The organism is Azospirillum brasilense (assembly GCF_001315015.1).
GTDB classification, from domain to species: Bacteria; Pseudomonadota; Alphaproteobacteria; order Azospirillales; family Azospirillaceae; genus Azospirillum; species Azospirillum brasilense.
The window spans coordinates 1156388-1181889 of the sequence record NZ_CP012914.1; the positions used below are offsets into that span (position 1 = coordinate 1156388).

A 25502-nucleotide genomic window follows, 5' to 3' on the forward strand; every position below is an offset into this window, starting at 1 on the left:
GTGAAGGTTTTGAGCAGTCAGGACGTCAGCGCCATGCCCGCCGACGCGGTCACCCTGCCCGCCGGAAAGCCGGGTGGGCGCCTGATGCTGCTCGCCAAGCTGGCGGTGACCCTGGCGGTTCTCGGCGTTCTGGGCGTCAACGCCGACTGGCCGGCCCTGCTGACGCGCGTCACCGGAGCGGACCCCGTCTGGCTGGCCGCCGGCTTCATGGCGAAGCTGCTCGCCGTGGTCTGCGCCGGGGAACGCTGGCGCGACGCCCTGTGGGCTGCGGGCGAACGGGTGTCGCACGGGCTGGCGATGCGGCTGATGTTCACCGGTCTGTTCTTCGGGCAAGTGTTGCCGGGGGCGCTGGGTGGCGACGTGGTGCGCGGCTGGCTGACCTACCGCGGCGGGGCGTCCTCCGCCGCCGTGGTGCTGGCCCTGGTGCTGGATCGGCTGCTGGCGCTGATCGGCTGCATCCTGCTGCTGTTCCTCGGCCTGCCGCACCTCGTCGCCACCGCGCCGCCCTCGGTTGCCTGGGCTGGGCCCGTGGCGGTGGCGCTGCTCGCCGTCGCCATGGTGGTGGGGCTCCAGGCGGACCGCCTGCCGCTGCCGGGCGTCCTGCTGCGTCCGCCGGTCCGGGCGATGCAGGCGCAGGTCGCACGGTTGCGCGCGGCGCTGGTCAGCCGGGCGGCGCTGGCCGGTCTGCTGCACAGCGCGGCGGTGCACGCCTGCACCGTCTTCGCGGTGATCGCCTACGCCCAGGCGCTGGGCATTCCCTTGCGGGTCCCGGACGCGCTGGCCGTCGTTCCGATGACCATCTTCGCGGCGGCGCTGCCCATCTCGCTGAACGGCTGGGGCGTGCGGGAAGGGGCCTTCGTCGCCGGCTTCGCGCTCTACGGCCTCGGCGGCACCGACGCGCTGGCCTTGTCGCTGATGATCGGCCTGTCGGTCACCCTCTCGTCGCTGCCCGGCGGCCTGCTCTGGCTCAGCCTGAAGGGCTCTGCGCGGCCCTGAGCCGGGCCAGCGCCCAGCCGGCGGCGTCCCGCACCACGTCGCTGGAGTCCTCGAGCAGCCGCTCGACCGCCCTTTCGGCTGCTGCGGCGTGGCGGGCGTCGCCGCTGTTTCCCAGAGCCACCAGGACGTTGCGCACGAAGCGGTCGCGGCCGATCCGCTTGATCGGCGAGCCGCTGAAGACCTGCCGGAAACCCGCGTCGTCCAACTGCGCCAGATCGGCCAGCCGCGGTGCCGTCAGCTCGGCCCGCGGCAGGAAGGCGGCCTCGCGGGAGCGTTTGGCGAACTTGTTCCAGGGGCAGGCGGCCAGACAGTCATCGCAGCCGTAGATGCGGTTGCCCATCAGCGGGCGCAGCTCCTCCGGAATCGGTCCCTTGTGCTCGATGGTCAGGTAGGAGATGCAGCGCCGCGCGTCCAACTGGTTGGGAGCGGGGAAAGCGGCGGTCGGGCAGGCGTCCAGGCAGCGGCGGCATTGGCCGCAACGGTCCACCCCCGGCGGGTCCGGCGGCAGCTCCAGCGTCGTGTAGACCTCGCCCAGGAACAGCCAGGAGCCGTGGGACCGCGACACGAGGTTGGTGTGCTTGCCCTGCCAGCCCAGCCCGGCCTTCTCGGCCAGCGGCTTCTCCATCACCGGGGCGGTGTCGACGAAGACCTTCAGCTCCGCCTTGAAGCGGTGGGCGATCCATTGGCCCAGCGTCTTCAGGCGGCCCTTGATGAGGTCGTGATAGTCGCGGTTCCTCGCATAGACCGACACGATGCCGCGGTCGGGGTGCGCCAGCAGGGCGCGGGGGTCCTCCGCCGGGGCGTAGCTGGTGCCGAGCGCGATGACGGTGCGCGCCTCCGGCCACAGCGCCTGGGGATGGACGCGGCGGTCGGCCTTGTCCTCCATCCAGCCCATGTCGCCGTGCCGGCCCTGGCGCAGGAACTCGGCCAGCTGTGCCTTGGCTTCCTCGCCCAGCTCCGCCCGTGCGAAGCCGACCGCGTCGAAGCCCAGCGACAGGGCGCGGTCGCGGATGGCTTCGCGGATGGAGGTGGCTGGGTCGGGCATGGTGATGGCTTGATCGCTTAGCCCTCTCCCCTCTGGGGAGAGGGTGGCCCGGAGGGCCGGTGAGGAGGATGCGCATGGCGTGAGGCTCGGCAAAAGCGCAGCCCCCTCACCCTAACCCTCTCCCCAGAGGGGAGAGGGGATTTAGGAGGGTTACACTCCCGGTTCAACCACGGCCGCGGTAGGTCTGGACGTCCTGCGACGGAATCCACACCCCCTTCGGCGGCTCGCCGGTGGCGTAGAACACGTCGATGGGGATGCCGCCACGCGGGTACCAGTAGCCGCCGATGCGCAGCCACACCGGCTTCAGCTCATCCACCAGACGCTTGCCGATGCCGACCGTGCAGGCCTCGTGGAAGGCGCCGTGGTTGCGGAAGCTGGTCAGGAACAGCTTGAGCGACTTGGATTCCACCAGCCACTCGCCCGGCACATAGTCGATGACCAGATGGGCGAAGTCCGGCTGGCCGGTGATCGGGCAGAGCGAGGTGAATTCCGGCGCCGTGAAGCGCACGACGTAATTCTCACCGGGGTTCGGGTTCGGCACGCGCTCCAGCACCGCCTCTTCCGGCGTTTTCGGCTGGACGGTGGCGCCGCCGAGCTGCGTCAGGCCGGCATAGATGTTCTCAGACATCGGCGGATTCCTTTTTCGCGGGCTTTGCGGGCTTGGCCGGCTTCACCTTCAGGTGGGCCAGCGGGTCCTCGGTGGCCGGGACGTCGCCCTCGTTCAGGCGGGCCTCCAGCGCGCTTGCGACCTCCTCGAAGCGGCCGTCCTCGATGGCCTGCCGAAGCTCGGCCATCAGGTCCTGGTAGTAATGCAGGTTGTGCCAGGTCAGCAGCATCGGCCCCAGCATCTCGCCCGCCTTGAACAGGTGGTGCAGATAGGCGCGGCTGTGGTTGCGGCACGCCGGGCAGCCGCATTCCTCGTCGAGCGGCCGCTCGTCGTGGGCGTGGCGGGCGTTGCGGATATTGATGGTGCCGCGCCGCACGAAGGCCTGACCGGTGCGGCCCGAGCGGGTGGGCATCACGCAATCGAACATGTCGACGCCGCGCCGCACCGCGCCGATCAGGTCGCTGGGGCGGCCGACGCCCATCAGGTAGCGCGGGCGTTCCTTGACCATCAGCGGCTCGGTGAAGTCGAGCACGGTGAACATCGTCTCCTGGCCCTCGCCCACGGCCAGCCCGCCGATGGCGTAGCCGTCGAAGCCGATGTCGGACAGCGCGGCCACGCTCTCCGCGCGCAGGTCGGCGTAGACGCCGCCCTGCACGATGCCGAACAGGCCGTAGCCGGGCCGCTCGACGAAGGCGTCCTTGCTGCGCTTCGCCCAGCGCATCGACAGGCGCATGGAACTGGCCGCCTGCGCCTCCGTCGCCGGGAAGGGGGTGCACTCGTCCAGGCACATGGTGATGTTGCTGTCCAGCAGGTGCTGGATCTGGATCGAGCGTTCCGGCGTCAGGTGGTGCTTGCTGCCGTCGAGGTGGGATTTGAAGGTCACCCCCTCCTCGGTCATGGTGCGCAGGTCCGACAGGGACATCACCTGGAAACCGCCGCTGTCCGTCAGGATCGGCTTGTCCCAGTTCATGAAGCGGTGCAGGCCGCCCAACTGCCCGACGCGCTCCGCCGTGGGGCGCAGCATCAGGTGGTAGGTGTTGCCGAGCAGGATTTCGGCGCCGGTGGATTTCACCGCGTCGCTGGTCATCGCCTTGACGGTGGCGGCGGTGCCCACGGGCATGAAGGCCGGTGTGTTGATGGCGCCATGCGCGGTGGAGACCCGCCCGCGCCGGGCGCGCCCGTCGGTCTTCAGAAGCTCGAACCCGATCCCGGTCATCACACCCTCCGGAGCAGCGACGCGTCGCCGTAGCTGAAGAAACGATAGTTCTGGCCGATGGCGTGCGCGTAGGCCGCCTTCATCCGGTCCATGCCGGCGAAGGCGCAGACCAGCATGAACAGGGTGGAGCGGGGCAGGTGGAAGTTGGTCAACAGCAGGTCCACGATCTTGAAGCGGTAGCCGGGGGTGATGAAGATGTCGGTGTCGCCGCTGAAGGCCCGGATGCTGCGGTCGTCCAGCCCCGCCGTTTCCAGGATGCGCAGCGCCGTGGTGCCGACCGACACGATCCGCCCGCCCGCCGCGCGGGTGGCGTTGATGGCCTCGGCGGTCTCCGCGGAGATCTCGCCCCACTCGCTGTGCATGCGGTGTTCGGCGATGTCGTCCACCTTGACCGGCAGGAAGGTGCCGGCCCCGACATGCAGCGTCACCGGCACGCGGCGGACGCCGCGCGCATCGAGCGCCGCAAGAAGCTCCGGCGTGAAGTGCAGCCCGGCGGTGGGAGCGGCGACGGCGCCCTCGCGCGCGGCGAAGACGGTCTGGTAGTCCGCCGCGTCCTGCTCGTCCGCCTCGCGCCGGATGTAGGGGGGCAGGGGCATTCGGCCGTGGCGGTGCAGCGCCTCCATCAGCGCCGGCCCGCCCTTGGAGAAGCGCAGGCGGACCTCCATCCCGTCCTTGGCGACCACCTCGGCATTGAGGTCGTCGGCGATGGCGATCACGTCGCCGGGCTTCAGCCGCTTGCCGGGGCGGGCGAAGGTCGCCCACTCCCGCTCGCCCTCGCGCTTGTGAAGGGTGATCTCCACCCGCACCTCGCCGCGCCGGCCGTCCAGCCGGGCAGGGATGACGCGGGTGTCGTTGACGACCATCAGGTCGCCCGGCTCCAGCAGGGCGGGCAGGTCGCGCACGGTGCGGTCGTGCAGGCGCTCCGCCACGTCGAGCAGACGGGCGGCGTCACGCGGCTTGGCCGGATGCTCGGCGATGCGGTCCGGCGGAAGGTCGAAGTCGAAATCGGCGGTCTTCATGGGAGCCGCTCGTATAGACCAAAGCGGTGGGAGGGGGGAAGCATTACGAGTCGGGGTTCATTCGGGCAAAGGAAGGGCTTGGGCGGTCAGGGCGGCGGTCTGGCGGGCGTGCAGGACGTCCACGTCGAAGCCCTGGATCATCTCCTGGAACAGCCGGTACCAGTTCACCTCGGCCTGGAGATGCAGGAAGACGGAGCCCAGCCCGATGGCCGCGCGGTCCATGAAGACGAACTCCCGCGGCACCTCCACCCCGCCGACGCGGCGCAGCTCGGCATGGACCTTGGCGGCGGTCTCGCGGCCGTAATGGCCGGAGTTGGTCTCCTCGATGCGGCGGCTGCGGTCGTCCATGATCGGGGCGTAGACGAAGCGCGCCCAGATGTTCAGCACGTCCACCAGCTCCTTGGTCGGGTTGGCGAAGCCCCAGGTGCGGTAGGCCTCCACCGCCTTGTCCTGGTTGCCGGTCTGCAGCGCGTCGTAGAGATCGATCACCCCCTTCACGAAGCGGGCCGGGAAGACGCGGATGCAGCCGAAATCCAGCAGGTTGATGGAGCGGTCGGGCCGCACCGTGTAGTTCCCCAGATGCGGGTCGCCGTGGATGATGCCGTAGCCGTAGAAGGGCACGTACCAGGCCCGGAACATGTTCATCGCCAGCGTGTCGCGGGCGTCCGGCTGATCCTTGACGAAGTCCAGGATCTTGCGCCCCTCCACCCATTCCAGCGTCAACAGGCGGCGGGTTGAGAGGTCGGGCACCACCGCCGGCACATGAACGCCGGAGGTGTCGGCCAGCATGGCGCGGTAGAGGCGGGCGTGCTTGGCCTCGCGCTCGTAATCCAGCTCCTCGCGCAGCCGGGCGCCGATCTCCGCCTGGATCTGCTTGGTGGAGATGGCGCTGTCGGTGCGCTCGAAGATGGCGAAGATCAGGCCGAGCTGGCGCAGGTCCGCTTCCACGGCGGAGGCCATGTCCGGGTATTGAAGCTTGCAGGCGAGGCTTTGCCCATCCAGCCCGACGGCCCGGTGCACCTGCCCCAGCGAGGCCGCTGCCGCGGCGGTCTGTTCGAAGTGCCGGAAGCGCTTGTGCCAGGCGGGGCCCAGCTCGCTCGCCATGCGGCGCTTGACGAAGGGCCAGCCCATCGACGGCGCGTCGGCCTGGAGCTGCGACAGCTCCTGCACATACTCGCGGGGCAGGGCGTCGGGGATGGTGGACAGCAGTTGCGCCACCTTCATCAACGGTCCCTTCAGCCCGCCCAGCGCGGCGCGCAGTTCGGCGGCGTGGCGATCCCGCTCCAGGGGGATGCCCAGCACCCGTTCTCCGGCGAAACGGGCCGCAAGGCCCCCCACGGCGGTCCCGACCCGCGCATACCGCGCGATCCGGCCGCCAAGCCTGTTCTCATCCGTGTTCGGCATGCCGAATAGGTGGGTGCGGCGGGGCCGAAAGGCGAGTCCCCCGGCGACGTTCCGGCACCGCGGACCGGACATCGCCATCGGCACCCGGCGCTCGTCGCGCCGAATCTCAGAAGCGCGGCGGCGTCCTCTGGTCTCCGGTTTCCTTTGTACTCAAATGGATCGGAATCATAAAAGCACGCTATCAAAGATTGAATATTTCCTTTTTTAACGCATTTATCTTCTTTTCATTAAATTCAGGCGACAGAGAATGTGTTTTAATTCTTTCATAATCAATCGGGCCGCATACCGGAGTATGTGGCGCGAAGCCCGGTGCAACGGGGGAACAGATGCGGTTTCAGGACTTCCGGATCGTCAACAAGGTGCTTCTGGTGATCGGCCTGATGGCCGTGCTTGCGGTTGCGTTGAGCACCAACGGGCTGGTCCGGATGGGAAGCCTCGATCAGAGCTACACCAACCTGATCAACGGCGAGGCCAAGGCGAGCCTGTGGCTCGCCCGCGGCACCTCGACGCTCAACGAGACCGGGCGGCTGCTCTACACCATGATCTCCGAAGCGGACCCGGCGCGCATGCGCAGTCTGGCCGAGGAGATCGTCCGGCAGGAAAAACTGCTCGACCAACGGCTGGACATGGCCGGCAAGACGCTCCCGTCGCTGGCTGCCGATATCGCCGCCGCGCACCAGCAAACCGGCGTCATGTCCAAGATCGCGGAAGAGGTCCGCTCTCTGACCTTGGGCGGCAAGGACCAGGAGGCGATGGCCGTGATGGGAAAGCGGTATGAACCCGCTTTCCTCGATCTTCTGTCCCGCATGCGCGCACTTCTGGAAAGGGCGGACAAGGATCTCGACAGCGCTGCCGACATGGCAACGGCCGGCTATCAGGACTCGCGCCTGTGGACGATGATCATCGGCGCCGTGGGCATCGTCGTCTGCCTTGGGCTGGCGGTCCTGCTGACCCGCCGCACCATCGCCGGCCCCATCGAGAGGCTTACGGGTGCGATGCGGGCGCTTGCGGACGGCAATCTCGACACGATTGTCGAGGGACAGGGCCGCGGCGACGAAATCGGCGGCATGTCGACGGCTCTCCAGGTGTTCAAGGACTCCGCCATCGAAAAGCGCCGTCTGGAAGCCGCGGAGAAGGAGGAATCCGCCCGCCGCGGCGAACGCCAGCGCCGGATCGAGGAGTTCACCCGCCGCTTCGATGGGATCGTCACCGGATTGCTCGACCGGGTCACGGCCTCCGTGCGAACCCTGCACACGTCGTCGGACAGCCTGTCCGCCACCGCCGAGGAAACCCAGCGGCAGAGCGCCACCGTCTCGTCGGCCGCCGAACAGGCGACGGCCAACGTTGAAACCGTGGCGGCGGCCGGCAATGAGCTGACCGCGTCGATCCACGAGATCGCCCGGCAGGTCTCCGACGGCAGCGCCATCGCCACGACCGCCGACCGTGACGCCGCCGCGGCAAATCACAAAATCGGCAGCCTCGCCGACGCGGTGGCGAGGATCGGTGAAGTGACGAGCCTCATCCAGAACATCGCCTCGCAGACCAACCTGCTGGCACTGAACGCGACCATCGAGGCGGCCAGGGCCGGAGAGGCCGGCAAGGGCTTCGCCGTCGTCGCCTCCGAAGTGAAGAGCCTCGCCAACCAAACGGCCAAGGCGACCGAGGAGATCGCCGCCCAGATCACCGCCATCCAGACCGAAACCGCCGTGGCGGTGGCGGCCATCCGCGGCATCTCCGCGACCACCGTGCGGATGAGGGAACTGACCACGAGCATCGCCGGCGCCGTAGAACAGCAGGGAGCGGCCACGACCGAGATCGTCCGCAACGTCGACGAAGCCGCGCAGGGGACGCGCGTCGTGGCCGACAACATCATCGACGTCGCCCGGGCGGCCTCCGACACCGGGCGCATGGCCGGTGACGTCTTCAAGGCCGCCAGCGAGGTGCAGGAGGAGAGCGAAACGCTGCGGGTGGAGATCGAGCGCTTCCTGCAGCAGATGCACGCGGCGTGACGCCGGCAAGCCGGCGCCACTGTTCCGCAGGAAGCACCGCGCTCACCCGCCCGGCGCGATGTTCTGGTTCACGCAGAAGAGGTTGGTCGGGTCGTACGTCGCCTTCAGCGCCCGCAGGCGCTCGTAGTTCGGCCCGTAGGCGGCCTGGACGCGCTGTTCGTCGTCGGTGACGAAGTTCACGTAGACTCCGCCCGTGGCGTAGCGGGCGGTCCGGTCGGAAACGCCGCGCGCCCATTGGATGCAGGCGCTGTCCTCCGGCGGGGTGTTCCAGCGTGCGTGCACGTTCATGACGAAGAGGGCGTCGCGGTGCGGGTAGGCGGTGGCGTCCGCCGGCACGCGGTTGGCCGCCGCACCGAGCAGACCGACGAAGATCTCGCACTGGTCGGAGGGCAGCCTCGCGGCCTCCTCGACCAGAAGGTCGATCAACCCGTCCTCCAGCCCGGTGAAGTTCTGCGATTTCCAGTAGTTCCGCGCGCCCGGCACCAGAAGCGGGTCGAAGGCCGCCTGCCACGCCGCGTAGGGCATGAGGCCGACATGCTCGCCGACCGGCGTGCCCAGCGACAGCACCGGCTCCAGCGCCTTGCGGGCCGCCGCCTCGTCGTCGCTGGCGCAGATGATCGGCATGACCACCACCTCCTTGCCGTGCACGTCCGGCGGCAGGAAGGGCAGGGGCGGCGCCTTGCGCAGCACCATCCAGGCGGTGGCCTCGTCCGGCAGGGCCGCCGTGGCGTCGCGGTAGCGGCGCATCAGGTCGCCGGCCCCCGCGAAGGGATGGACGACCAGCCCGGCAAACACCATCGGCCCCACGGGATGCAGGCGGAAGGTGAAGGAGGTGACGATGCCGAAATTGCCGCCGCCGCCGCGGATGGCCCAGAAGAGGTCGGCGTTCTCGTCGGCGCTGGCCCGCAGGAACTTCCCGTCGGCGGTGACCACGTCGGCGGCCAGCAGATTGTCCACCGTCAGCCCGTATTTGCGGGTCAGCCAGCCGAACCCGCCGCCCAGCGTCAGCCCGGCGATGCCGGTGGTCGAGTTGATGCCGACCGGCACGGCCAGCCCGAAGGCCTGCGTTTCCCGGTCGAGATCGCCCAGCGTGGCGCCGGGCGCCACCCGCGCGGTCCGGCTGACCGGGTCGACATGGACGAAGCGCAACGCGCCGAGGTCGATCAGCAGGCCGCCGTCGCACAGGGAGTTGCCGGCGATGTTGTGACCGCCGCCGCGCACGGAGACCAGCAGCCCGTTCTCCCGCGCGAAGCGCACCGCCTGCATGACGTCGGCGGCCCCGGCGCAGCGGGCGATCAGGCCGGGCCGGCGGTCGATCATCGCGTTCCAGATCGTCCGGGCCTCGTCATAGCCCGGCGACTGCGGGGTCAGCAGCGGGCCGCGCAGACGGGCGGCAAGATCGTTGACGGCTTCCTGGGAAAGGGTCGCGTCCCGCCGGTCGGCGGTGCGAAGCGTGAAATCGCCCATCAAGCACCTCCCACGTCAAAGCAGCAATTTTCGCGAACATTCGGAGCGGATTGGCGCAACAAGGGTAAATTTTCGCCCGTGTTCAGGCCATCCGGGAAAGGGCTCCCTCCGGTGTTCTTCCGGACGGAGCCACCCCTCAATTCGGTGTTCGCGCGGCTTTCACGGTGGAGGGCGGTGGATCAGCCGCCCTGGCTGCGGATCCAGGCGGCGGTGGCGCTGTCCATGGTGTTCTTGTGGTTGATGAACCACTCCGGCACGACCTCGGTCAGGTAACCGCGGACCAGCGCCAGATTGCCCGCGGCCATGCGCTTGGCGATGCCTTCCAGCTCCAGACGGACGCGGTTGTGCTCGTGGACGTGGATGGGCGTCGGCGGGAAGCCGTACTGGTGCATCAGCTCCTCCTCGCGGGCCAGATGGTCGCGGAGGTGCTGGGCGAAGGCGGTGAAATGGGCGGGCAGGTCGGTGTCCGACGCCTTGGCGGCTTCGGCCAGAAGCTCAACGGTTTCCTTGTGGTCGGCGTCGATGATGGCGTTGCCGACTTCCAGGGATGGGCTCCAGGCGGGGATCGAGAGGGTGGGCATGGTGCTCTCCGAAGGGATCGTTGGAGGCACCATACCCATCCCACGATTAGGGATTCTTGACGTCCGTCAAGAAAACCCGGTGGGAAACTCCGGTCAGGGTTGATTTTCCAGCTCGTCAACAAAGCCGCGGATGACGTTCAGCCCCTTCTGCCAGAAGGCCGGGTCGCTGGCGTCCAGCCCGAAGGGAGCCAGAAGCTCCTGGTGGCGCAGCGTGCCGCCCGCCGACAGCATCGCCAGATACTTCTCCGCGAAGCCCTTTTCCGACTCCTGGTAGACCGCGTAGAGCGAGTTCACCAGGCAATCGCCGAACGCGTAGGCGTAGACGTAGAAGGGCGAGTGGATGAAGTGCGGGATGTAGGACCAGTAGTTCCGGTAGCCCTCGTCGAAGCGCAGCGCCGGGCCGAGGCTTTCGGTCTGCACCGCCATCCAGATCTCGCCCAGCCGCTCCGCCGTCAACTCGCCCTCGCGGCGCTCGGTGTGGACGCGGCGCTCGAAGTCGAAGAAGGCGATCTGGCGGACCACCGTGTTCAGCATGTCCTCGACCTTGGAGGCCAGCATGATCTTGCGGCGCTTCGGGTCGGTCTCGCGGTCGAGCAGGGCGCGGAAGGTCAGCATCTCGCCGAACACCGATGCGGTCTCCGCCAGGGTCAGCGGCGTGTCGGACAGCAGGTGCCCCTGGCCGCCGGCCAGGATCTGGTGCACGCCGTGGCCCAGCTCATGCGCCAGCGTCATCACGTCGCGCGTCTTGCCCTGGTAGTTGACCAGCAGATAGGGGTGGACGCTTGGCACCGTCGGGTGGGCGAAGGCGCCCGGCGCCTTGCCGGGGCGCACCGGCGCGTCGATCCAGGCGTTGTCGAAGAAGCGCTTGCCGAGCGCCGCCAGATCCGGCGAGAAGCGGCCATAGGCGCCCAGGACCAGATCGCGCGCCTCGTCCCAGCGGATGCTGCGGTCGGTGTCGTCGGGAAGCGGGGCGTTACGGTCCCAGTAGTCCAGGTGATCCTGCCCGAACCACTTGGCCTTCATCGCGTAGTAGCGGTGGGACAGCGCCGGGTAGGCGTCCTTCACCGCCGCGGCCAGAGCATCCACCACCTCGTCCTCGACGCGGTTGGACAGGTTGCGGGCCGACGTCGGCGCCTTGTAGTTGCGCCACTTGTCGTCGATCTCCTTGTCCTTGGCCAGCGTGTTGGTGACCAGGGCGAACAGGCGGATGTTGTCGCCCATCACCCGGCCGATCACCGCCCCAGCCTCCTTGCGGACCTCCTGGCGGCGGTCGGACAGGCGGTTCAGCGCCTCCGCGCAGGTCAGCTCCTTGCCGCCGATGGGGAAGCGCAAGGACGCGATCGTCTCGTCGAACAGGCGGTTCCAGGCGGCGCGCCCGACCACATGCTTCTCATGGAGCAGCCTTTCGACCTCGTCGGAGAGCTGGTGCTCGCGGAACAGGCGGACGTCGCGCAGCCAGGGGGCGTAGCGGGCAAGCTCCTTCGACGCCTTCACCTTGGCGTCCAGCACCTTGTCCTCCAGCCGGTTGATCTCCAGCGTGAAGAAGACGAGGTGGGTGGAGATGCCGTTCACCCGCTCCTGCGCCGACTGGTAGAACTTGGCGATGGCCGGGTCGGTCATGTTGCCGTTGTAGACCAGCCCGGCGTAGGACATCACCCGCGACAGCACCTCGTCGATGTGTTCGTACTCGCGGATGGCGGCGGCGAAGGCGTTGCCGTCCAGCCCGGCGAGCTTGGTCGCGTATTGTTCATAGAAGTCCTTGGAGGCGCGCTCCATCCGCTCCAGGTCGGCCTTCAGTTCCGCCGACTCCATGCCCGGATAGAGGTCGGTCAGGTCCCAGGAGGGCAGGGCGCCGAGGTCCGGCCCGTCCCCCGTGGCGGCCAGGGCGGTGTCGGGCATGCCGGTCTGCGGACCGCCAAGGGGAACGCCAATCGGGTGCCGGGTGGCGCTGCGGGTCATCTGTCCCTCCGTTCTGGGCTTTTGCCGTTCTGGGCTTGGGCCGTCGTGAGCTTTGGAACCGGATATAAGCGCCGCGCGGGTCCGGGGGAAGGCTGCGCTGCGGGACCCGCTCAGGGAGCCTGGCTTTCCTGCGCGCGGCGGATGGCCGCCTCCACGCATTGCAGGTGCAGCTTCTTGCGGGCGAGCTGACGGGTCCGCCGCTCCTCGAGGTCGGTTGTCGGCATCGCCTCGATGGTACAGCCGCGCCAGCCGTTAGCGTCGAGCGCGCGGGCGACCTCCGCATAACCGAAATAGCCCTTGTCCGGCTGCTCCCACGGCGCGCGGAAATCGGCGCGGCGCAGGACGAAGCGGTTGGACTGGCTGGACCCGCCGAGACTGGTCAGCCGGGCCACGATCAGCCGTTCGCCGTTCGGGTGGACGACGGTCAGGATCGGGCGGATGCCGAAGACGGGCGGGTCGCTGCTCATGGCGACATGCATAGCGTTCCAATCTCCAATAGGCCAGAGACAAGGCCGCCACCGAGGGAACCCGATGACGGACGGGACGTCGCGGCCTGTGTAAAATGAACGCAGCCATACGCAAGTATGCGATCGGGACGGCCTTTTAAAAATTGGCAGTTCACAAGTGGTTGTTGCGCGTCTTCAATGGAAATTGGTGAGGCAATTTGATGCCCTGCGAATCAATTCTCCCGATGTGGGAAGGGGGCGGCGATGACATTATTGGTGCGCTTACGAAAGCCGGTTTTGGCGGCGTTCTTCCTCTTGTCGTGGCTTCTTCCCGTCGCCGCGGCCCAGCCGCAGCAGGCCATGCCCGTCGAACTGCCCGCCGGCAGCTACGACGCGCAGGGCACGGCCCTGTCGGCCCTGGTCTATGTGCCGGACAGCGCGCGGGCGCGCGGCAAGGCGCCGCTGCTGGTCCTGCTGCACGGCTGCGAGCAGGATGCCCGCACCTTCTTCGAGGATTCGGGCTGGAAGGATATGGCCGACGCCCATGGCTTCGTCGCCCTGTTGCCGGCGCAGAAGCACAATCTGCTGTCCATGGTGGGAACCGGGGGCTTCGGGCGTTACGGCAACCCGCTCGGCTGCTTCAACTTCGCCGACCGGCTGAACAGCCCATTGAAAGGCTTTGTGCCGAGCGAGGCGGCGGCCATCGCCTCGATGGTCGGGGCGGTCGTCTCCGGCAAGGGGCTGGGCGCCAACGGTCCGGTGGTGGACGCGGAGCGGGTGTCCGTCACCGGCCTGTCGGCGGGGGCAGGGATGGCGGCGACCCTGCTGGCCGACTTTCCGCAGCTCTTCGCGGGCGGGGCGCTCTTCGCTGGCGTTCCGGCACTGTGCGCCCAGAGCATGCAGTCGGCCGCGTCGCTCTGCGGCATCTCGGTTATGCGCGCCTGCGCCGAGGTGAAGGCGCGCTCCGGCGGCTATGACAGCCGCGAATGGACGAAGGCGGTCCAGCGCGCCCGACACCCCGTCGGGCGTCCGCGCGTGCTGATCGTCCAGGGGACGGCGGACTGCACTGTGGACCCGCAGAACGCCCTCTATCTGACCAACCAATGGACGGCCTTCCATGGGCTGAAGGCGGATGCCCCCGTGGTCATCGGGCAGGAGCCGTCCTGGCCGGCGCGCGCCGTGCGGCAGGGCTACGCCCCGGCGGGTGCCAACGCCCTGTGGGTGGAGACGGTGCTTCTGAAGGACGTCGGCCACGTCATGCCCATCGACACCGGCAACCCGCAGCGCCCCTGCGGGCGGGTGCGGGTGTCGGAGACGAAGACCTACATCGAGGATGTCGGCCTCTGCGGCGCGGCGCTGGCCGCCGGCTTCCTGCAACTGGAACAGTAACACCCGCCGGAAGGGCGGCGGGCGGGTTCGGCACTCACCAAAGTGGTGCGACAGCCCGCCGCACCTTCCGGAATGCCGTTTGCCAAACGATGCAGATCTGACGCAGATTGGGGCCGCTGCGTGAACGTTCATTGCGCGGCTGCGGAGAAACGCGAACCAAACAAAATATAAGGGACGCCCCCCATGAGCCAAAGCTCGGCCGATCGCTACAACCAGATCCACGCCCGTTCCCTGTCCGATCCCGACGGATTCTGGGGCGAGGCGGCGGAAGACATCACCTGGATCAAGCGCTGGGACAAGGTGCTGGACGACAGCAACGCGCCCTTCTACCGCTGGTTCACCGGCGGCGTCCTGAACACCTGCTACAACGCCGTCGACCGCCATGTGGAGGCCGGACGCGGCGCCCAGGCGGCGATCATCTACGACAGCCCGGTCACCAAGACCGTGCAGACCATCACCTACGCCGAGCTTCAGGATCAGGTCGCCCGCTTCGCCGGCGCGCTGCGCGCCCAGGGCGTGGAGAAGGGCGACCGCGTCATCCTGTACATGCCGATGATCCCGCAGTCGCTGGTCGCCATGCTGGCCTGCGCGCGTCTCGGTGCTGTGCATTCGGTGGTGTTCGGCGGCTTCGCCCCGCACGAGCTGGCGACCCGCATCAACGACTCCCGGCCGAAGGCCATCGTCTCGGCCTCATGCGGCATCGAGCCGAACCGCGTCGTCAAGTACAAGCCGATGCTCGACGCCGCCATCGAGCAGGCGGAGCACAAGCCGTCCAGCGTCATCGTCTTCCAGCGGCCGCAGGAGACCGCGACCCTGGTCGAAGGCCGCGACGTGGACTGGGCGGAGGCCGTCGCCAAGGCCGAACCGGTGGAGTGCGTGCCGGTGGCCGCGACCGACCCGCTCTACATCCTCTACACCTCGGGCACCACGGGCCAGCCGAAGGGCGTGATCCGCGACAACGGCGGCCACGCCGTGGCGCTGAAGTGGACGATGAAGAACATCTACAACGTCGAGCCGGGCGAGGTGTACTGGGCGGCGTCGGACGTGGGCTGGGTCGTCGGCCACTCCTACATCGTCTACGGCCCGCTGCTGCACGGCTGCACCACGGTGGTGTTCGAGGGCAAGCCGGTGGGCACGCCGGACGCCGGCACCTTCTGGCGGGTGATCGAGCAGCACAAGATCGGCACGCTGTTCACCGCCCCGACCGCCTTCCGCGCCATCAAGCGCGAGGACCCCAACGCCGAACTGCTGAAGAAGTACGACCTGTCGCATTTCCGCGCCCTGTTCCTGGCCGGCGAGCGGTCGGACCCCGACACGCTGCATTGGGCCGAGGACAATCTGAACGTTCCGGTCATCGACCATTGGTGGCAGACCGAGACCGGCTGGGCGATCTCCGGCAACCCGCTGGGCGTGCATCTCTTCCCGATCAAGTACGGCTCCGCCACCCGCCCGATGCCGGGCTGGGACGTGCAGATCCTGAACGCCGAGAACAAGGAGGTGCCGCGCGGCGACATCGGCGCCATCTGCGTGAAGCTGCCGCTGCCTCCGGGCACGCTGCCGACGCTGTGGAACGCCGACGACCGCTACAGGACGTCGTACCTGTCCGATTACCCCGGCTACTACCAGACCGGTGACGCGGGCTTCATCGACGACGACGGCTACGTCTACATCATGGCCCGTACCGACGACATCATCAACGTCGCCGGCCACCGCCTGTCCACCGGTGGCATGGAGGAGGTTCTGGCCAGCCACAAGGACGTGGCGGAATGCGCGGTGATCGGCGTCGCCGACGACCTGAAGGGGCAGGTGCCGCTGGGCTTCCTCTGCCTGAAGGCCGGCGTGACCCGCCCGCACGAGGAGATCGTCAAGGAGGTGGTCCAGCTGGTGCGCGAGCAGATCGGGCCGGTTGCCGACTTCAAGCGCGCCGTGGTGGTGGAACGCCTGCCGAAGACCCGCTCCGGCAAGATCCTGCGCGGCACCATGCAGAAGATCGCCGACAACCAGGACTACAAGACTCCGGCGACCATCGACGATCCGGGCATCCTGCCGGAGATCGCCGAGGCGCTGCAGTCGCTCGGCTACGCCAAGACGCATCAGGCCGGCTGACCGATCCGGCGTTCGAAGCCCCTTCCCCGGCGCCGTCCGGGGGAGGGGTTTTCTTTTTCGGCTAGGCCCTGTCCAGCGCGCTCAAGGAGTCGTCCAGCTCGTCCAGCCGGGCCTGCTCGGCCTCCAGCTCGGCCAGGGCGCGGCGGGCGTTGGCAATGTCGAGGTCGAGCTGGTCGCGGCGGCGCCGGATCAGGTCTTCCAGAGGGGTCAGCTCCGCCATGGCCAGCGCCTGGGCGATGGCCGCGTTGCTGCCGCCGCCCAGCGCCAAGCGCAGCATGCGCGTGGTCGGACGGATGCCCTGGGCCTCCAGATGGCGGGCGGTGACCAGGATCTCGATGGTGTCGTGATGGCGTGCCATGGCCCCGCCCTTATGACGCAGTGCGGTGGATTGTGCCAAGCCGCGTGCCGGAACAGGCGGTTCATCCGCGCGCAGCGGCGATTTGCCACAAGGCGGCGCTCCAGGGTGGCCGTTTTCGGTCCCGCCACCTTTCCGCCGAATTTTTGCTGCACGGGCATCAAAGTCTGGAATAAACGATGAGCGGGGGGCGTTCATCCTGGCGTACCGGGTCCTGAATGGGGCTCGGCCCTGGGAGGCCGCGCCACCCGTTCCTACCTGAAGGAGTGCCATGATCCGCCACCCGGCGGTCCGTGGAGCCTTCGAGGCAACAATCGGGTGCGCGGTTGAGCACGTTCGGGGTCGAGCTGGAAGTCCACATTGCGTCGCTGCGCCGCTACGCGCGCGCGTTGCTGCGCAACCGTTCGGATGCCGAGGATCTGGTGCAGGAGGCGTTGACGCGGGCGGTGGCGCGCGCCGACACCTTCAAGGCGGGGACGAACCTGCGGGCGTGGCTTTTCACCATCCTGCACAACGTCCATGTCAATCAGGTCCGCTCCAAAGCGTCGCGGCCCGACGAGGTCGATGTGGACAGCGTCGAGTCGAAGCTGGTGACGCCAGCCCGGCAGGAGGAACGTGTGGAGTTGCGCGAGATGATGCGCGCGCTCGACGACCTGCCGGAGGAACAGCGCAAGGTGCTGCTCCTCGTCGCGCTGGAGGGCCTGAAATACGAGGAGGTCGCCGAGACGCTCGGCGTTCCGATCGGGACCGTCATGTCGCGCCTCTCGCGGGCGCGCGAGGCGGTCAGGGCGAAGCTGGCGAACGAGGGCTCGGTGGCCCTCAGGCGGGTGAAGTGATGAACGCGCATTGCGTAACGGACGACGAACTGCACGCCTACGTGGATGGGCAACTGGCTCCGGAACGCCGGCTCTTCGTGGAGCGATGGCTGGCCGACGACCCGGATGCCGCCCGCCGGGCCGAGGATTACCGCGCCCAGGCCGCGCTGCTGCACGAGCTCTTCGACCCGGTGCTGCGCGAGCCGGCCAGCGGCCCGGTCGAGGAGTTGACGGGCAAGCTGCGCGGTCGGATGCCCGGCAACGACAACGCCGCCCCCTGGCACGCCCGCCACTGGGTGCGCATGGCCGCGGCGGTGATGCTGATCGTCGGCGGGGCCGGCGGCGGCTGGCTGGGCCGCGGCGCGGTGGACCAGTCGCCGGTCGTCCAGCAGCGCCAGACGCTCCAGACCTTTGCGGAGGAGGCCACCCAGGCCCACCGCTTCTACACTTCCGACGAGCGCTTCCAGGTCGAGCTTGGCGCCGACAACCAGGACGAGCTGAACAGCTGGCTGTCCAAGCGCGTCGGGCGCGACGTCTTCGGCCCGGACCTGGGCAAGGTCGGCCTGCGGCTGATCGGCGGGCGGTCGCTGCCCACCGAGCTGGGGGCCGGCGCCCAGTACATGTACGTGAACGAGGCGAACAAGCGCGTCACCCTGTTCGTCGGCGCCCCGCGCTCCGGCAACCCGGCCAAGTTCGGCTTCTCGCAGAACGGCGACGTGGCAACCATCTACTGGGTGGAGGGCCCGCTGGCCTACGCGCTGGCCGGGAGGATGTCCAAGGAGGACCTGCTGCGCGTCGCCGAGGCCGTCTACAACGACGTCAAGGCCGGTCCGCGCCCCCCTGAGCCGCAGCAACAGAACCAGCAGAACCAGCAGAACCCGCAGCCGCAACAGGACCAGCAGCCCCAGCAGCAGCAGGATCAGCCGCCCGCCGGCGTCCAGCCGATCAGCGATACGCACAAGCCGAAGGACAGCTGAGGTGGAGAAGCGCGCGAGGGGCGCGGCCCCTCGCGCGCTTCTCCAAGATAACGGGACACTCGGGGCGCTCAAGTTGAGATGGCGCCCCGCTTTTCGTTTCCCGGTTTACTCCTGCCCCGCTGCCGCTCCACAATGCGTTCGTGACGGCGTGGATCGTGGGGCATGCGGGACTGGTTCTTCATCGGCGACAGCCATGTGCAAGCCTTCGAGATCGCCGCGACGTTGCGTCTGCTCAACCGGCCGGCACGCTGTCTGCTGATTCCCGGAGCGACCTCGATCGGGCTGCGCAACCCGGAAAGCCAGACGCACGCGGTCACTCTCTTCAAAGACGCGCTGCTGCCCGCCGATCCGAACGCCCTTCCGGTGATCCAGATTGGCGAAGTCGATTGCGGGTTTGTCATCTGGTGGCGGGCGCAGACGCACGGCGACGGCGTTGAGCGGCAGTTGGAAGAATCGGTAGCCGCCTGTGCCGCCTTCGTGGACGATCTGCTGGAGGGCGGCTATCCCACGCTGGTGCTGACCGGGGCGGTGCTGCCAACCATCCGCGACGGCGAGACCCGCGGCAAGGTCGCCCGCGCCCGTCATGAGGTCACCGCCACGCTGCGCCAGCGCACCGAACTGACCCACCGCTACAATGCCCGCCTGCGCGACGAGGCGGCGGCGCGCGGCCTGCCTTTCATCGACATCACGCCGCGCATCACCGACCCGGAGAGCGGGCTGGTCGCCGAGGCGTTCCGCAGCCCGAACCCCGGCGACCACCATCTGCATCCCATCCGCGCCGCCGAGGTCTGGGCGGAGGCGCTGAACGCGCTGGACCTGCCATGATCCGGATCCGACTGTCATCCTGGGAGGTCGCGTGACCGACGCGATGGACTTCCTCCGCGCGGGCGCTGCCGCGCTTCAGCGGGGCGACCGGGCGGAGGCGGAGCGACGAGTCGTCCGCGCCCTCGCTCTGGCCCCTGGCCATGGCGAGGCCTGGAACGTCCTGGGTGTGCTCGCCGTCTCCGCGGGCGACGCCGCCGGAGGGGAGGCGCGCTTCCGCCGGGCGTCCGCCTGTGCGCCGGACAACCCCAACTACCCGCGCAGCCAAGCGGAATGCCTCAAGCGCCAGGGGCGGCCGGATCGGGCGGCAGCCCTGCTGGCCGGCGCCGTGCGCCGCGGCGTGCTGTCGCCCGATCTGGTCTGCGACCTTGGCAATCTGCGGCTGGGAATGCGGGATGTCGCTGCGGCGGCGGCGCTCTACCGGCTGGCGCTGGTGCTGGCCCCCGGCCACGCCCGCAGCCTGAACAATCTGGCGGAGGCGCTGGGCACGGCGGAACGGCCGGACGCGTCGGCCGACGCCTTGGCCCGGCTGGCGGTGCTGCGTGGCACGGCGGCCGCCTGGGGGGTGGTGGGGGCGGCGCTGCTGGCGGCGTGGCGGCAGGACGAGGCGCGCATCGCTCTGCGGCGGGCCGTCGTGCTCGATCCGTCCGCGTCCGAGCACTGGGCCAATTTGGGTTTTGCCGGGCTGGGACGGCACGCGGTCGTCCTGGCGGAGGCCGCCTTCGACCGCGCCTTGCGTCTGTCGCCGGGGATGGACGCGGCGCGGGCGGGGCTCGGTATGCTGCGGATGCTCACCGGGCGCTTGCGCGACGGAGCGGCGGATTACGAGGCGCGGCTGAGCCTGCCGACCTTCACGCCGTCGCGATCCTACAGCCGGCCGGTCTGGGACGGTCGGGTCAAGCCGGGCTGGACGCTGCTGATCCACGCCGACCGCGGTTATGGTGACGCCATCCAGTTCATCCGTTACGCCCCGCTGCTGCGGGCGCAGGGGATGCGCGTGGTGTTTCACGGGCCGGAAGGTTTGCTCGACCTGTTCCGCGCGTCGGATGTGGTGGACGACCTGTCCGGACTCGACGGACCGCCGCCGGCCCATGACGTCCATGTCCCCATCATGAGCCTGATCCATCGGATGGGCACAACTCTGGACAACGTGCCCTCCGCCGTTCCGTATCTGCGGGTGCCCGATACGGCGGCGCGGCGTTGGGTGGATCGGCTGGCCGGCCTTCGGGGGATGAAGGCCGGGCTGGTCTGGCACGGTTCGGTCGCCTTTCCCTATCACCGCCAGCGCTCGCCGGGGCTGGAGGCGGTGCTGCCGCTGACCGGCCTTCCCGGCGTGACCACCGTCCTGCTCCAGGTCGCCAACGGGCGTGCGGACCTTGAGCGCCACACTCCACTCGGCCCGTTCCTCGACCTGGGGACGGAGCTTCGCGATTTCGCGGACACCGCCGCGGCGATCCAGGCGCTGGACATCGTGATCAGCCCCTGCACCGCCGTGGCCCACCTCGCCGGAGCGCTGGGAAAGCCGGTGGCGGTGCTGCTCGACCAGGGGGCAGAGTGGCGCTGGATGCATGAACGGGTGGATTCGCCCTGGTACCCGACCGCGCGCCTCTACCGCCAAGCCTTGTTCGGCGACTGGACGGAGCCGGTGGAGCGGCTGCGCCGCGATCTGGCGGCGCTGAACGGACCCTTGCAGGATCGATCATGAGCACACTGTGCGTGACCGGCGCCAACGCGCGCTACTTCATCACCACGCTGGCCTTCCTGGAGGGGCTGACGGGGCGTTTTCCGCTGGAGCGGGTGCGCGTCTGCGATTTCGGCCTGACCGATGGGCAACGCGATTACCTGCGCGCCGCCGGCCTGCTGCTCGACCGCCCGAAGATCCTGCCGGCGGATGCGCATCCCTACCTGTGCAAGGGGCACCTGTCGGAATACTGCTCGGGCGAGGCGTGGGACAGCCTGCTGTGGCTGGACGCGGACATGATGGTGGGAGCCCTTGACCTCACCATGGCCGAGCGGCTGGCGGAGGAGCTCCGGGTGGGCGGCAAGGCGCTCGCGCTCACCGGTACGGTGGACCGTATGACCGTCGGCGGAATGATGGAGGAACTGCGCAACGGCGGCCATTACGTTTCACCGGCGGAGCGTCTGCTGGGAGGCCGCGGAGTCGACCTGGGAATGCCCTACCTGTCGTCGGGCCTCATGCTGTGGGTATCGCGCGGGCTGCTGGCGCAATGGGCGATGACCTGCCGGGGCGTGGAGCAGCACGCGCTGTGGGAGCAGAATGTGCTGAACGCGCTGGTTCTGCCCGATCCCGCTTGCGTGGAGGTGCTCGACGCGCGCCTGTGGCAGGTCTACGACGCGCCTTTGGCCGATGTGACGATGCCGGACCCGCGGGATCGTCACGACTTCGTGCTCGACGGGCGGTCCGTCATGGCCGTTCACGCCTCATCGCGGAAGGGGCATCACCTGGACGCCGACCTCGCGCTGAACTTCGGGGAACATGTGTTGAAGGGCTATCTGCGCACCTTCGCCAATCCGGCCCTTCAGCAACAGCATCTGCGCCATCTCGCCGCTGCCGTCACCCGCAACCGCGCCGCCCTGGCGGAGATCGGCGTCCTGCAGCCGCGCTGAGGGTGCGGGAGGCAAGCCGCCCGCACCCGGTCGGTCACTCAGCCGCCATCGGTTGCGGGGCGGCGGGCTGGCGGAAGCCGTCGAGCAGGGCGGCCTCCTTCGCCTTGGCCGCTTCGACGTTGCGGGCCTTCACCGGGCCGTAGCCGCGCATCTCCTGCGGCAGGCGGGCGATCTCCACCGCCGTGGCGTGGTTGTCGCGGGTCAGGCCGTGCAGGATTTCGCCCATGATGGCCTCATAGTCGGCGATCAGGCGGCGCTCCATGCGGCGCTCGGCCAGCCAGCCGAAGGGGTCGAGCGGGCTGCCGCGCAGGCGCTTGCCTTTGGCGAGCAGCCGCAGGGCCTTCAGCATCCACGGGCCGAAGCGCTTCTTCTTCGGCTCGCCGCCGTCCTCGCCGCTCTCGCCCATCACCGGCGGGGCCATGTGGAAGACCAGTTTGTAGTCGCCCTCGAACATCCGCCCGACCTGCTCGACGAAGCCGGTGTCGGTGTAGAGCCGGGCCACCTCATACTCGTCCTTGTAGGCGAGCAGCTTGAAGTAGCCCTTGGCCACGGCCTCGGTCAGGGCGGTGGAGCCCGGGAGTCTCTGGCCCTCGACGCGCCGCGTCCAGTCGACCAGCGCGTGGTAGCGGCTGGCGTAGGCCGCGTCCTGATAGTCGGTTAGGAAGGCGGTGCGACGGGCGATGGCCTCGTCCAGACTGGCCGAGGGGCGGCGCTGGTCGAGGATGAACAGGTCGTTGGCGGCGGCCTGCTCCTGCGGCGGGTTGGCGGCGGCTTCCACCGCGGCCAGATCGACGGCGGCGCGGCGGCCCCAGTTGAAGGCGTCGGTGTTCATCTTCACCGCCACGCCGTTCAGCTCGATGGCCTTCAAGATGGCCTCGGCGGTGATCGGGATTAGCCCCTTCTGCCACGCGTAGCCCATCAGGAAGGGGTTGGTGGCGATGCTGTCGCCCAACAGCGCGGTCGCCAGCTTGGTCGCGTCGAAGGCGTTCACCGCCCCCTCGCCGCAGGCCTTGCGGATGTCGGCCACCAGATCGCGGACCGGAACCGTGAAGTCCGGCTTCTTCAGGAAGTCCACGGTGATGGTGTCGTGGGTGTTGATGACCGCACGGGTGTGGCCGTGCGCCATCTTCGACAGGGCGTCGCCCGCCCCGGCGACGATCAGGTCGCAGCCGACCACCGCGTCGGCCCCGCCGGCCGCGATGCGGACGGAATGGATGTCCTCCGGCGTGGCGGCGATGCGGATGTGGCTGGTCACCGCGCCGCCCTTCTGGGCGAGGCCGGTCATGTCGAGCACGCCGACGCCCTTGCCCTCGATGTGGGCGGCCATGCCGAGCAGGGCGCCGATGGTCACCACGCCGGTGCCGCCGACGCCGGTGACGTAGATGCCCCAGGGCCGGTTGAGCGTGGGCAGGGTGGGGGTACGCAGGTCCGAAGGGTCGGCCCCGGCCTTGGCCGCGGCCGGTTTCGGCTTGCGGAGCTGCCCGCCCTCCACCGTCACGAAGCTGGGGCAGAAGCCCTTGGTGCAGGAATAGTCCTTGTTGCAGCTCGACTGGTCGATCTGACGCTTGCGCCCGAATTCCGTCTCCAGCGGCACCACGGACACGCAGGAGGATTTGGCGGAACAGTCGCCGCAGCCCTCGCAGACCAGCTCGTTGATGATGACGCGCTTGGCCGGGTCGACCATCTTGCCGCGCTTGCGGCGGCGGCGCTTCTCGGTGGCGCAGGTCTGGTCGTAGATCAGGACGCTGACACCCGAAACCTCGCGCATCTCCTTCTGCACACGGTCCAGGTCGTCGCGGTGCTCGACGCTGGTGTACTGTGGCAGGCCGTCGCCGATGCCATACTTCTCCGGCTCGTCGGAGACGACGACGATGCGGCCCACGCCCTCGGCGCGGAGCTGGTTGGCGAGCGACTGGACGGTCAGGGTGCCGTCCACCGGCTGGCCGCCGGTCATCGCCACGGCGTCGTTGAACAGAATCTTGTAGGTGATGTTGGCTTTCGCCGCGATGGCCTGCCGGATGGCCAGGATGCCGGAGTGGTAGTAGGTGCCATCACCGAGGTTGGCGAAGATGTGCTTCTCCTCGGTGAAGGGCGCCTGGCCAACCCAGGGCACCCCCTCGCCGCCCATCTGGGTGAAGGTGTCGGTCTTGCGGTCCAGCCACGTCGCCATGTAGTGGCAGCCGATGCCGCCCAGCGCCCGGCTGCCCTCCGGCACATGGGTGGAGGTGTTGTGCGGGCAGCCGGAGCAGAAGGTCGGCTTGCGGATGACGCGGGCCTGATGGGCCTTTTGCTTTTCCTGCGCGTCGAGGAAGGCAACGCGGCGCTTGAGATTCTCGTTGTCCACGAAGCGCTCCAGCCGGCGCCCGATGACCACGGCGATCTGGGCTGGGGAGAGTTCGCCGGCGGAGGGGAGAATCCACTCGCCATGCTCGTCGAACTTGCCGACCACCTTCGGGCGGACGTCAGGGTGCCAGTTGTAGAGCTGCTCCTTGAGCTGGTTCTCGATGACCGCGCGCTTCTCCTCGACCACGACGATCTCGTCGAGCCCCTCGGCGAAGTGGCGCACGCCGTCGCGCTCCAGCGGCCAGGGCATGCCGACCTTGTAGACGGTCAGGCCCCAGTCGGCGGCCATCTCCTCGGTGATGCCCAGCTCGTCGAAGGCCTGCCGGACGTCCAGATAGCTCTTGCCGGTGGTGACGATGCCGAAGCGCGGGCGGGGGGAGGACACCATCACCTTGTCCAGCCGGTTGGCACGCGCGAACGCCAGGGCGGCGTACAGCTTGTGCTTCATCAGCCGGTATTCCTGCTCCAGCGGCGGGTCGGGCCAGCGGATGTTCAGGCCGCCCGGCGGCATCGTGAAGTCGGCGGGGACGATCGGGCTGACGCGGTGCGGGTCGATATACACCGAGGCGGAGGTGTCCACCGTCTCGGCGATCGTCTTCATGGCGATCCAGCAGCCGGAATAGCGGCTCATCGCCCAGCCGATCAGGCCGTAATCCAGGATCTCCTGCACGCCCGACGGGTTCAGCACCGGGATCATCGCGTGCATGAAGGCGTGTTCGGACTGATGCGGGAAGGTGGAGGACTTGGCGTTGTGGTCGTCGCCGGTCAGCACCAGCACGCCGCCGTTGCGCGAGGTGCCGGCGGCGTTGGCGTGCTTGAACACGTCGCCCGACCGGTCCACGCCCGGTCCCTTGCCGTACCACATGGAATAGACGCCGTCGTATTTGGCGCCGGGGAACATGCCGACCTGCTGGCTGCCCCAGACGGCGGTGGCGCCCAGCTCCTCGTTCACGCCGGGCTGGAACTGGATGTGGTTCTTCTCCAGGAACTTGCGCGCGTTCCACAAATTCTGGTCGAAGCCGCCCAAGGGCGATCCGCGGTACCCCGAAATGAAACAGGCGGTGTTCAGCCCGGCGGCAAGATCGCGCTGGCGCTGCATCATCGGAAGGCGCACCAGCGCCTGGGTTCCCGTCAGGTACACGCGCCCCTGTTCAAGCGCGTACTTGTCGTCAAGGGTCACGGTTGCGAGAGCCATTGTTCCATCCCCTTTGTGGCGCCCTGAAAAGCGCTGTTCGGGGCGCGTTCGCCGCGCCGCTTCTTGTGTTTGTTCGACAAGCAAAAAGGTAACGAAGGCTGTCTTATTCGGCAACCGGCGCCG

19 protein-coding genes and 1 pseudogene are annotated in these 25502 nt (G+C 68.7%); 9 read left to right on the forward strand and 11 right to left on the reverse strand.

What is annotated here, in order from left to right:
- Window positions 1-9 precede the first annotated feature (9 nt).
- Window positions 10-996 carry a lysylphosphatidylglycerol synthase transmembrane domain-containing protein gene (locus tag AMK58_RS05250; protein WP_137165189.1) on the forward strand — a complete coding sequence of 329 codons (987 nt, stop codon included), beginning with the start codon at window positions 10-12 and terminating at the stop codon, window positions 994-996.
- On the opposite strand, the gene queG is transcribed toward AMK58_RS05250, so the two are convergent.
- The 5 genes from queG to AMK58_RS05275 form a co-directional block, all read right to left on the reverse strand.
- The gene (gene queG, locus AMK58_RS05255) at window positions 968-2041 is read right to left on the reverse strand and encodes a tRNA epoxyqueuosine(34) reductase QueG (protein WP_035672601.1); all 1074 of its coding nucleotides are present in this window, start codon (window positions 2039-2041) and stop codon (window positions 968-970) included. The two genes, AMK58_RS05250 and queG, sit on opposite strands and share 29 nt — an antisense overlap.
- A 163-nt stretch (window positions 2042-2204) precedes the next feature.
- Window positions 2205-2669: a preQ(1) synthase gene (gene queF, locus AMK58_RS05260; protein WP_035672604.1), complete on the reverse strand. Its 465-nt coding sequence runs from the start codon at window positions 2667-2669 to the stop codon at window positions 2205-2207.
- On the reverse strand, window positions 2662-3864 hold the full coding sequence (tgt, locus tag AMK58_RS05265) for a tRNA guanosine(34) transglycosylase Tgt (protein ID WP_035672607.1): 1203 nt from the start codon (window positions 3862-3864) through the stop codon (window positions 2662-2664). The genes queF and tgt overlap by 8 nt, the downstream gene beginning before the upstream one ends.
- Window positions 3864-4883, reverse strand: a complete 1020-nt coding sequence (gene queA / locus AMK58_RS05270; protein ID WP_035672610.1) for a tRNA preQ1(34) S-adenosylmethionine ribosyltransferase-isomerase QueA — start codon at window positions 4881-4883, stop codon at window positions 3864-3866. The genes tgt and queA overlap by 1 nt, the downstream gene beginning before the upstream one ends.
- A gap of 57 nt (window positions 4884-4940) precedes the next feature.
- The gene (locus AMK58_RS05275) at window positions 4941-6287 is read right to left on the reverse strand and encodes an ABC1 kinase family protein (RefSeq protein WP_035672612.1); all 1347 of its coding nucleotides are present in this window, start codon (window positions 6285-6287) and stop codon (window positions 4941-4943) included.
- 326 nt (window positions 6288-6613) lie between these two features.
- On the opposite strand from AMK58_RS05275, the gene AMK58_RS05280 reads away from it, so the two are divergent.
- Window positions 6614-8296, forward strand: a complete 1683-nt coding sequence (locus tag AMK58_RS05280) for a methyl-accepting chemotaxis protein (protein WP_059398689.1) — start codon at window positions 6614-6616, stop codon at window positions 8294-8296.
- Between the two features lie 42 nt (window positions 8297-8338).
- Here the strand turns inward: AMK58_RS05280 and AMK58_RS05285 are convergent, their stop codons facing one another.
- From AMK58_RS05285 to AMK58_RS05300, 4 genes are all read right to left on the reverse strand, one after another.
- Complete coding sequence (locus AMK58_RS05285) at window positions 8339-9763, reverse strand: FAD-binding oxidoreductase (protein ID WP_035672614.1); 1425 nt, start codon at window positions 9761-9763, stop codon at window positions 8339-8341.
- 179 nt (window positions 9764-9942) lie between these two features.
- On the reverse strand, window positions 9943-10344 hold the full coding sequence (locus AMK58_RS05290) for a bacteriohemerythrin (protein WP_051140166.1): 402 nt from the start codon (window positions 10342-10344) through the stop codon (window positions 9943-9945).
- A gap of 93 nt (window positions 10345-10437) precedes the next feature.
- A complete protein-coding gene (locus tag AMK58_RS05295; RefSeq protein WP_035672630.1) occupies window positions 10438-12243 on the reverse strand; it encodes a M3 family oligoendopeptidase in 1806 nt (601 codons plus the stop codon).
- Between the two features lie 170 nt (window positions 12244-12413).
- Window positions 12414-12770: a hypothetical protein gene (locus AMK58_RS05300; protein ID WP_035672633.1), complete on the reverse strand. Its 357-nt coding sequence runs from the start codon at window positions 12768-12770 to the stop codon at window positions 12414-12416.
- Between the two features lie 294 nt (window positions 12771-13064).
- Here AMK58_RS05300 and AMK58_RS05305 point away from each other — a divergent pair, with 294 nt between their 5' ends.
- Both AMK58_RS05305 and AMK58_RS05310 read left to right on the forward strand, forming a co-directional pair.
- Entirely contained in the window at window positions 13065-14138 is a 1074-nt protein-coding gene (locus AMK58_RS05305; RefSeq protein ID WP_158283094.1) for an extracellular catalytic domain type 1 short-chain-length polyhydroxyalkanoate depolymerase, read from the forward strand.
- A gap of 183 nt (window positions 14139-14321) precedes the next feature.
- Window positions 14322-16244 (forward strand): propionyl-CoA synthetase, encoded by a 1923-nt coding sequence (locus AMK58_RS05310; protein ID WP_059398690.1) that lies wholly within the window; start codon window positions 14322-14324, stop codon window positions 16242-16244.
- A gap of 61 nt (window positions 16245-16305) precedes the next feature.
- Here AMK58_RS05310 and AMK58_RS05315 read toward each other — a convergent pair whose 3' ends face one another.
- On the reverse strand, window positions 16306-16602 hold the full coding sequence (locus AMK58_RS05315) for a DNA-binding protein (protein WP_035672621.1): 297 nt from the start codon (window positions 16600-16602) through the stop codon (window positions 16306-16308).
- A 323-nt stretch (window positions 16603-16925) separates the two neighbouring features.
- On the opposite strand from AMK58_RS05315, the gene AMK58_RS05320 reads away from it, so the two are divergent.
- From AMK58_RS05320 to AMK58_RS05340, 5 genes are all read left to right on the forward strand, one after another.
- Window positions 16926-17435, forward strand: a complete 510-nt coding sequence (locus tag AMK58_RS05320; RefSeq protein ID WP_014239953.1) for a sigma-70 family RNA polymerase sigma factor — start codon at window positions 16926-16928, stop codon at window positions 17433-17435.
- Window positions 17435-18391, forward strand: a complete 957-nt coding sequence (locus AMK58_RS05325) for an anti-sigma factor family protein (protein ID WP_059398691.1) — start codon at window positions 17435-17437, stop codon at window positions 18389-18391. The genes AMK58_RS05320 and AMK58_RS05325 overlap by 1 nt, the downstream gene beginning before the upstream one ends.
- A 162-nt stretch (window positions 18392-18553) precedes the next feature.
- Window positions 18554-19216, forward strand: coding sequence for an SGNH/GDSL hydrolase family protein (locus AMK58_RS05330; RefSeq protein WP_059398692.1), 663 nt, complete (start codon window positions 18554-18556; stop codon window positions 19214-19216).
- 31 nt (window positions 19217-19247) lie between these two features.
- Window positions 19248-20918 (forward strand): tetratricopeptide repeat protein, encoded by a 1671-nt coding sequence (locus tag AMK58_RS05335; RefSeq protein ID WP_059398693.1) that lies wholly within the window; start codon window positions 19248-19250, stop codon window positions 20916-20918.
- On the forward strand, window positions 20915-21841 hold the full coding sequence (locus AMK58_RS05340; RefSeq protein WP_035676301.1) for a hypothetical protein: 927 nt from the start codon (window positions 20915-20917) through the stop codon (window positions 21839-21841). Before AMK58_RS05335 ends, AMK58_RS05340 begins: the two co-directional genes overlap by 4 nt.
- A 34-nt stretch (window positions 21842-21875) precedes the next feature.
- Here the strand turns inward: AMK58_RS05340 and AMK58_RS05345 are convergent.
- A pseudogene (locus AMK58_RS05345) lies at window positions 21876-25382 on the reverse strand (indolepyruvate ferredoxin oxidoreductase family protein); the annotation flags it as partial.
- Between the last annotated feature and the right edge of the window lie 120 nt (window positions 25383-25502).

Bases quoted from the DNA above. Each gene is read 5' to 3' on its own strand.
- AMK58_RS05300 (WP_035672633.1), bottom strand. From the start codon at position 12,770: ATGAGCAGCGACCCGCCCGTCTTCGGCATCCGCCCGATCCTGACCGTC.
- AMK58_RS05310 (WP_059398690.1), top strand. From the start codon at position 14,322: ATGAGCCAAAGCTCGGCCGATCGCTACAACCAGATCCACGCCCGTTCC.
- AMK58_RS05295 (WP_035672630.1), bottom strand. From the start codon at position 12,243: ATGCCCGACACCGCCCTGGCCGCCACGGGGGACGGGCCGGACCTCGGC.
- AMK58_RS05285 (WP_035672614.1), bottom strand. From the start codon at position 9,763: ATGGGCGATTTCACGCTTCGCACCGCCGACCGGCGGGACGCGACCCTT.
- queG (WP_035672601.1), bottom strand. From the start codon at position 2,041: ATGCCCGACCCAGCCACCTCCATCCGCGAAGCCATCCGCGACCGCGCC.
- AMK58_RS05325 (WP_059398691.1), top strand. From the start codon at position 17,435: ATGAACGCGCATTGCGTAACGGACGACGAACTGCACGCCTACGTGGAT.
- AMK58_RS05315 (WP_035672621.1), bottom strand. From the start codon at position 16,602: ATGGCACGCCATCACGACACCATCGAGATCCTGGTCACCGCCCGCCAT.
- queA (WP_035672610.1), bottom strand. From the start codon at position 4,883: ATGAAGACCGCCGATTTCGACTTCGACCTTCCGCCGGACCGCATCGCC.
- AMK58_RS05340 (WP_035676301.1), top strand. From the start codon at position 20,915: ATGAGCACACTGTGCGTGACCGGCGCCAACGCGCGCTACTTCATCACC.
- AMK58_RS05275 (WP_035672612.1), bottom strand. From the start codon at position 6,287: ATGCCGAACACGGATGAGAACAGGCTTGGCGGCCGGATCGCGCGGTAT.
- queF (WP_035672604.1), bottom strand. From the start codon at position 2,669: ATGTCTGAGAACATCTATGCCGGCCTGACGCAGCTCGGCGGCGCCACC.
- AMK58_RS05280 (WP_059398689.1), top strand. From the start codon at position 6,614: ATGCGGTTTCAGGACTTCCGGATCGTCAACAAGGTGCTTCTGGTGATC.
- AMK58_RS05330 (WP_059398692.1), top strand. From the start codon at position 18,554: ATGCGGGACTGGTTCTTCATCGGCGACAGCCATGTGCAAGCCTTCGAG.
- AMK58_RS05290 (WP_051140166.1), bottom strand. From the start codon at position 10,344: ATGCCCACCCTCTCGATCCCCGCCTGGAGCCCATCCCTGGAAGTCGGC.
- tgt (WP_035672607.1), bottom strand. From the start codon at position 3,864: ATGACCGGGATCGGGTTCGAGCTTCTGAAGACCGACGGGCGCGCCCGG.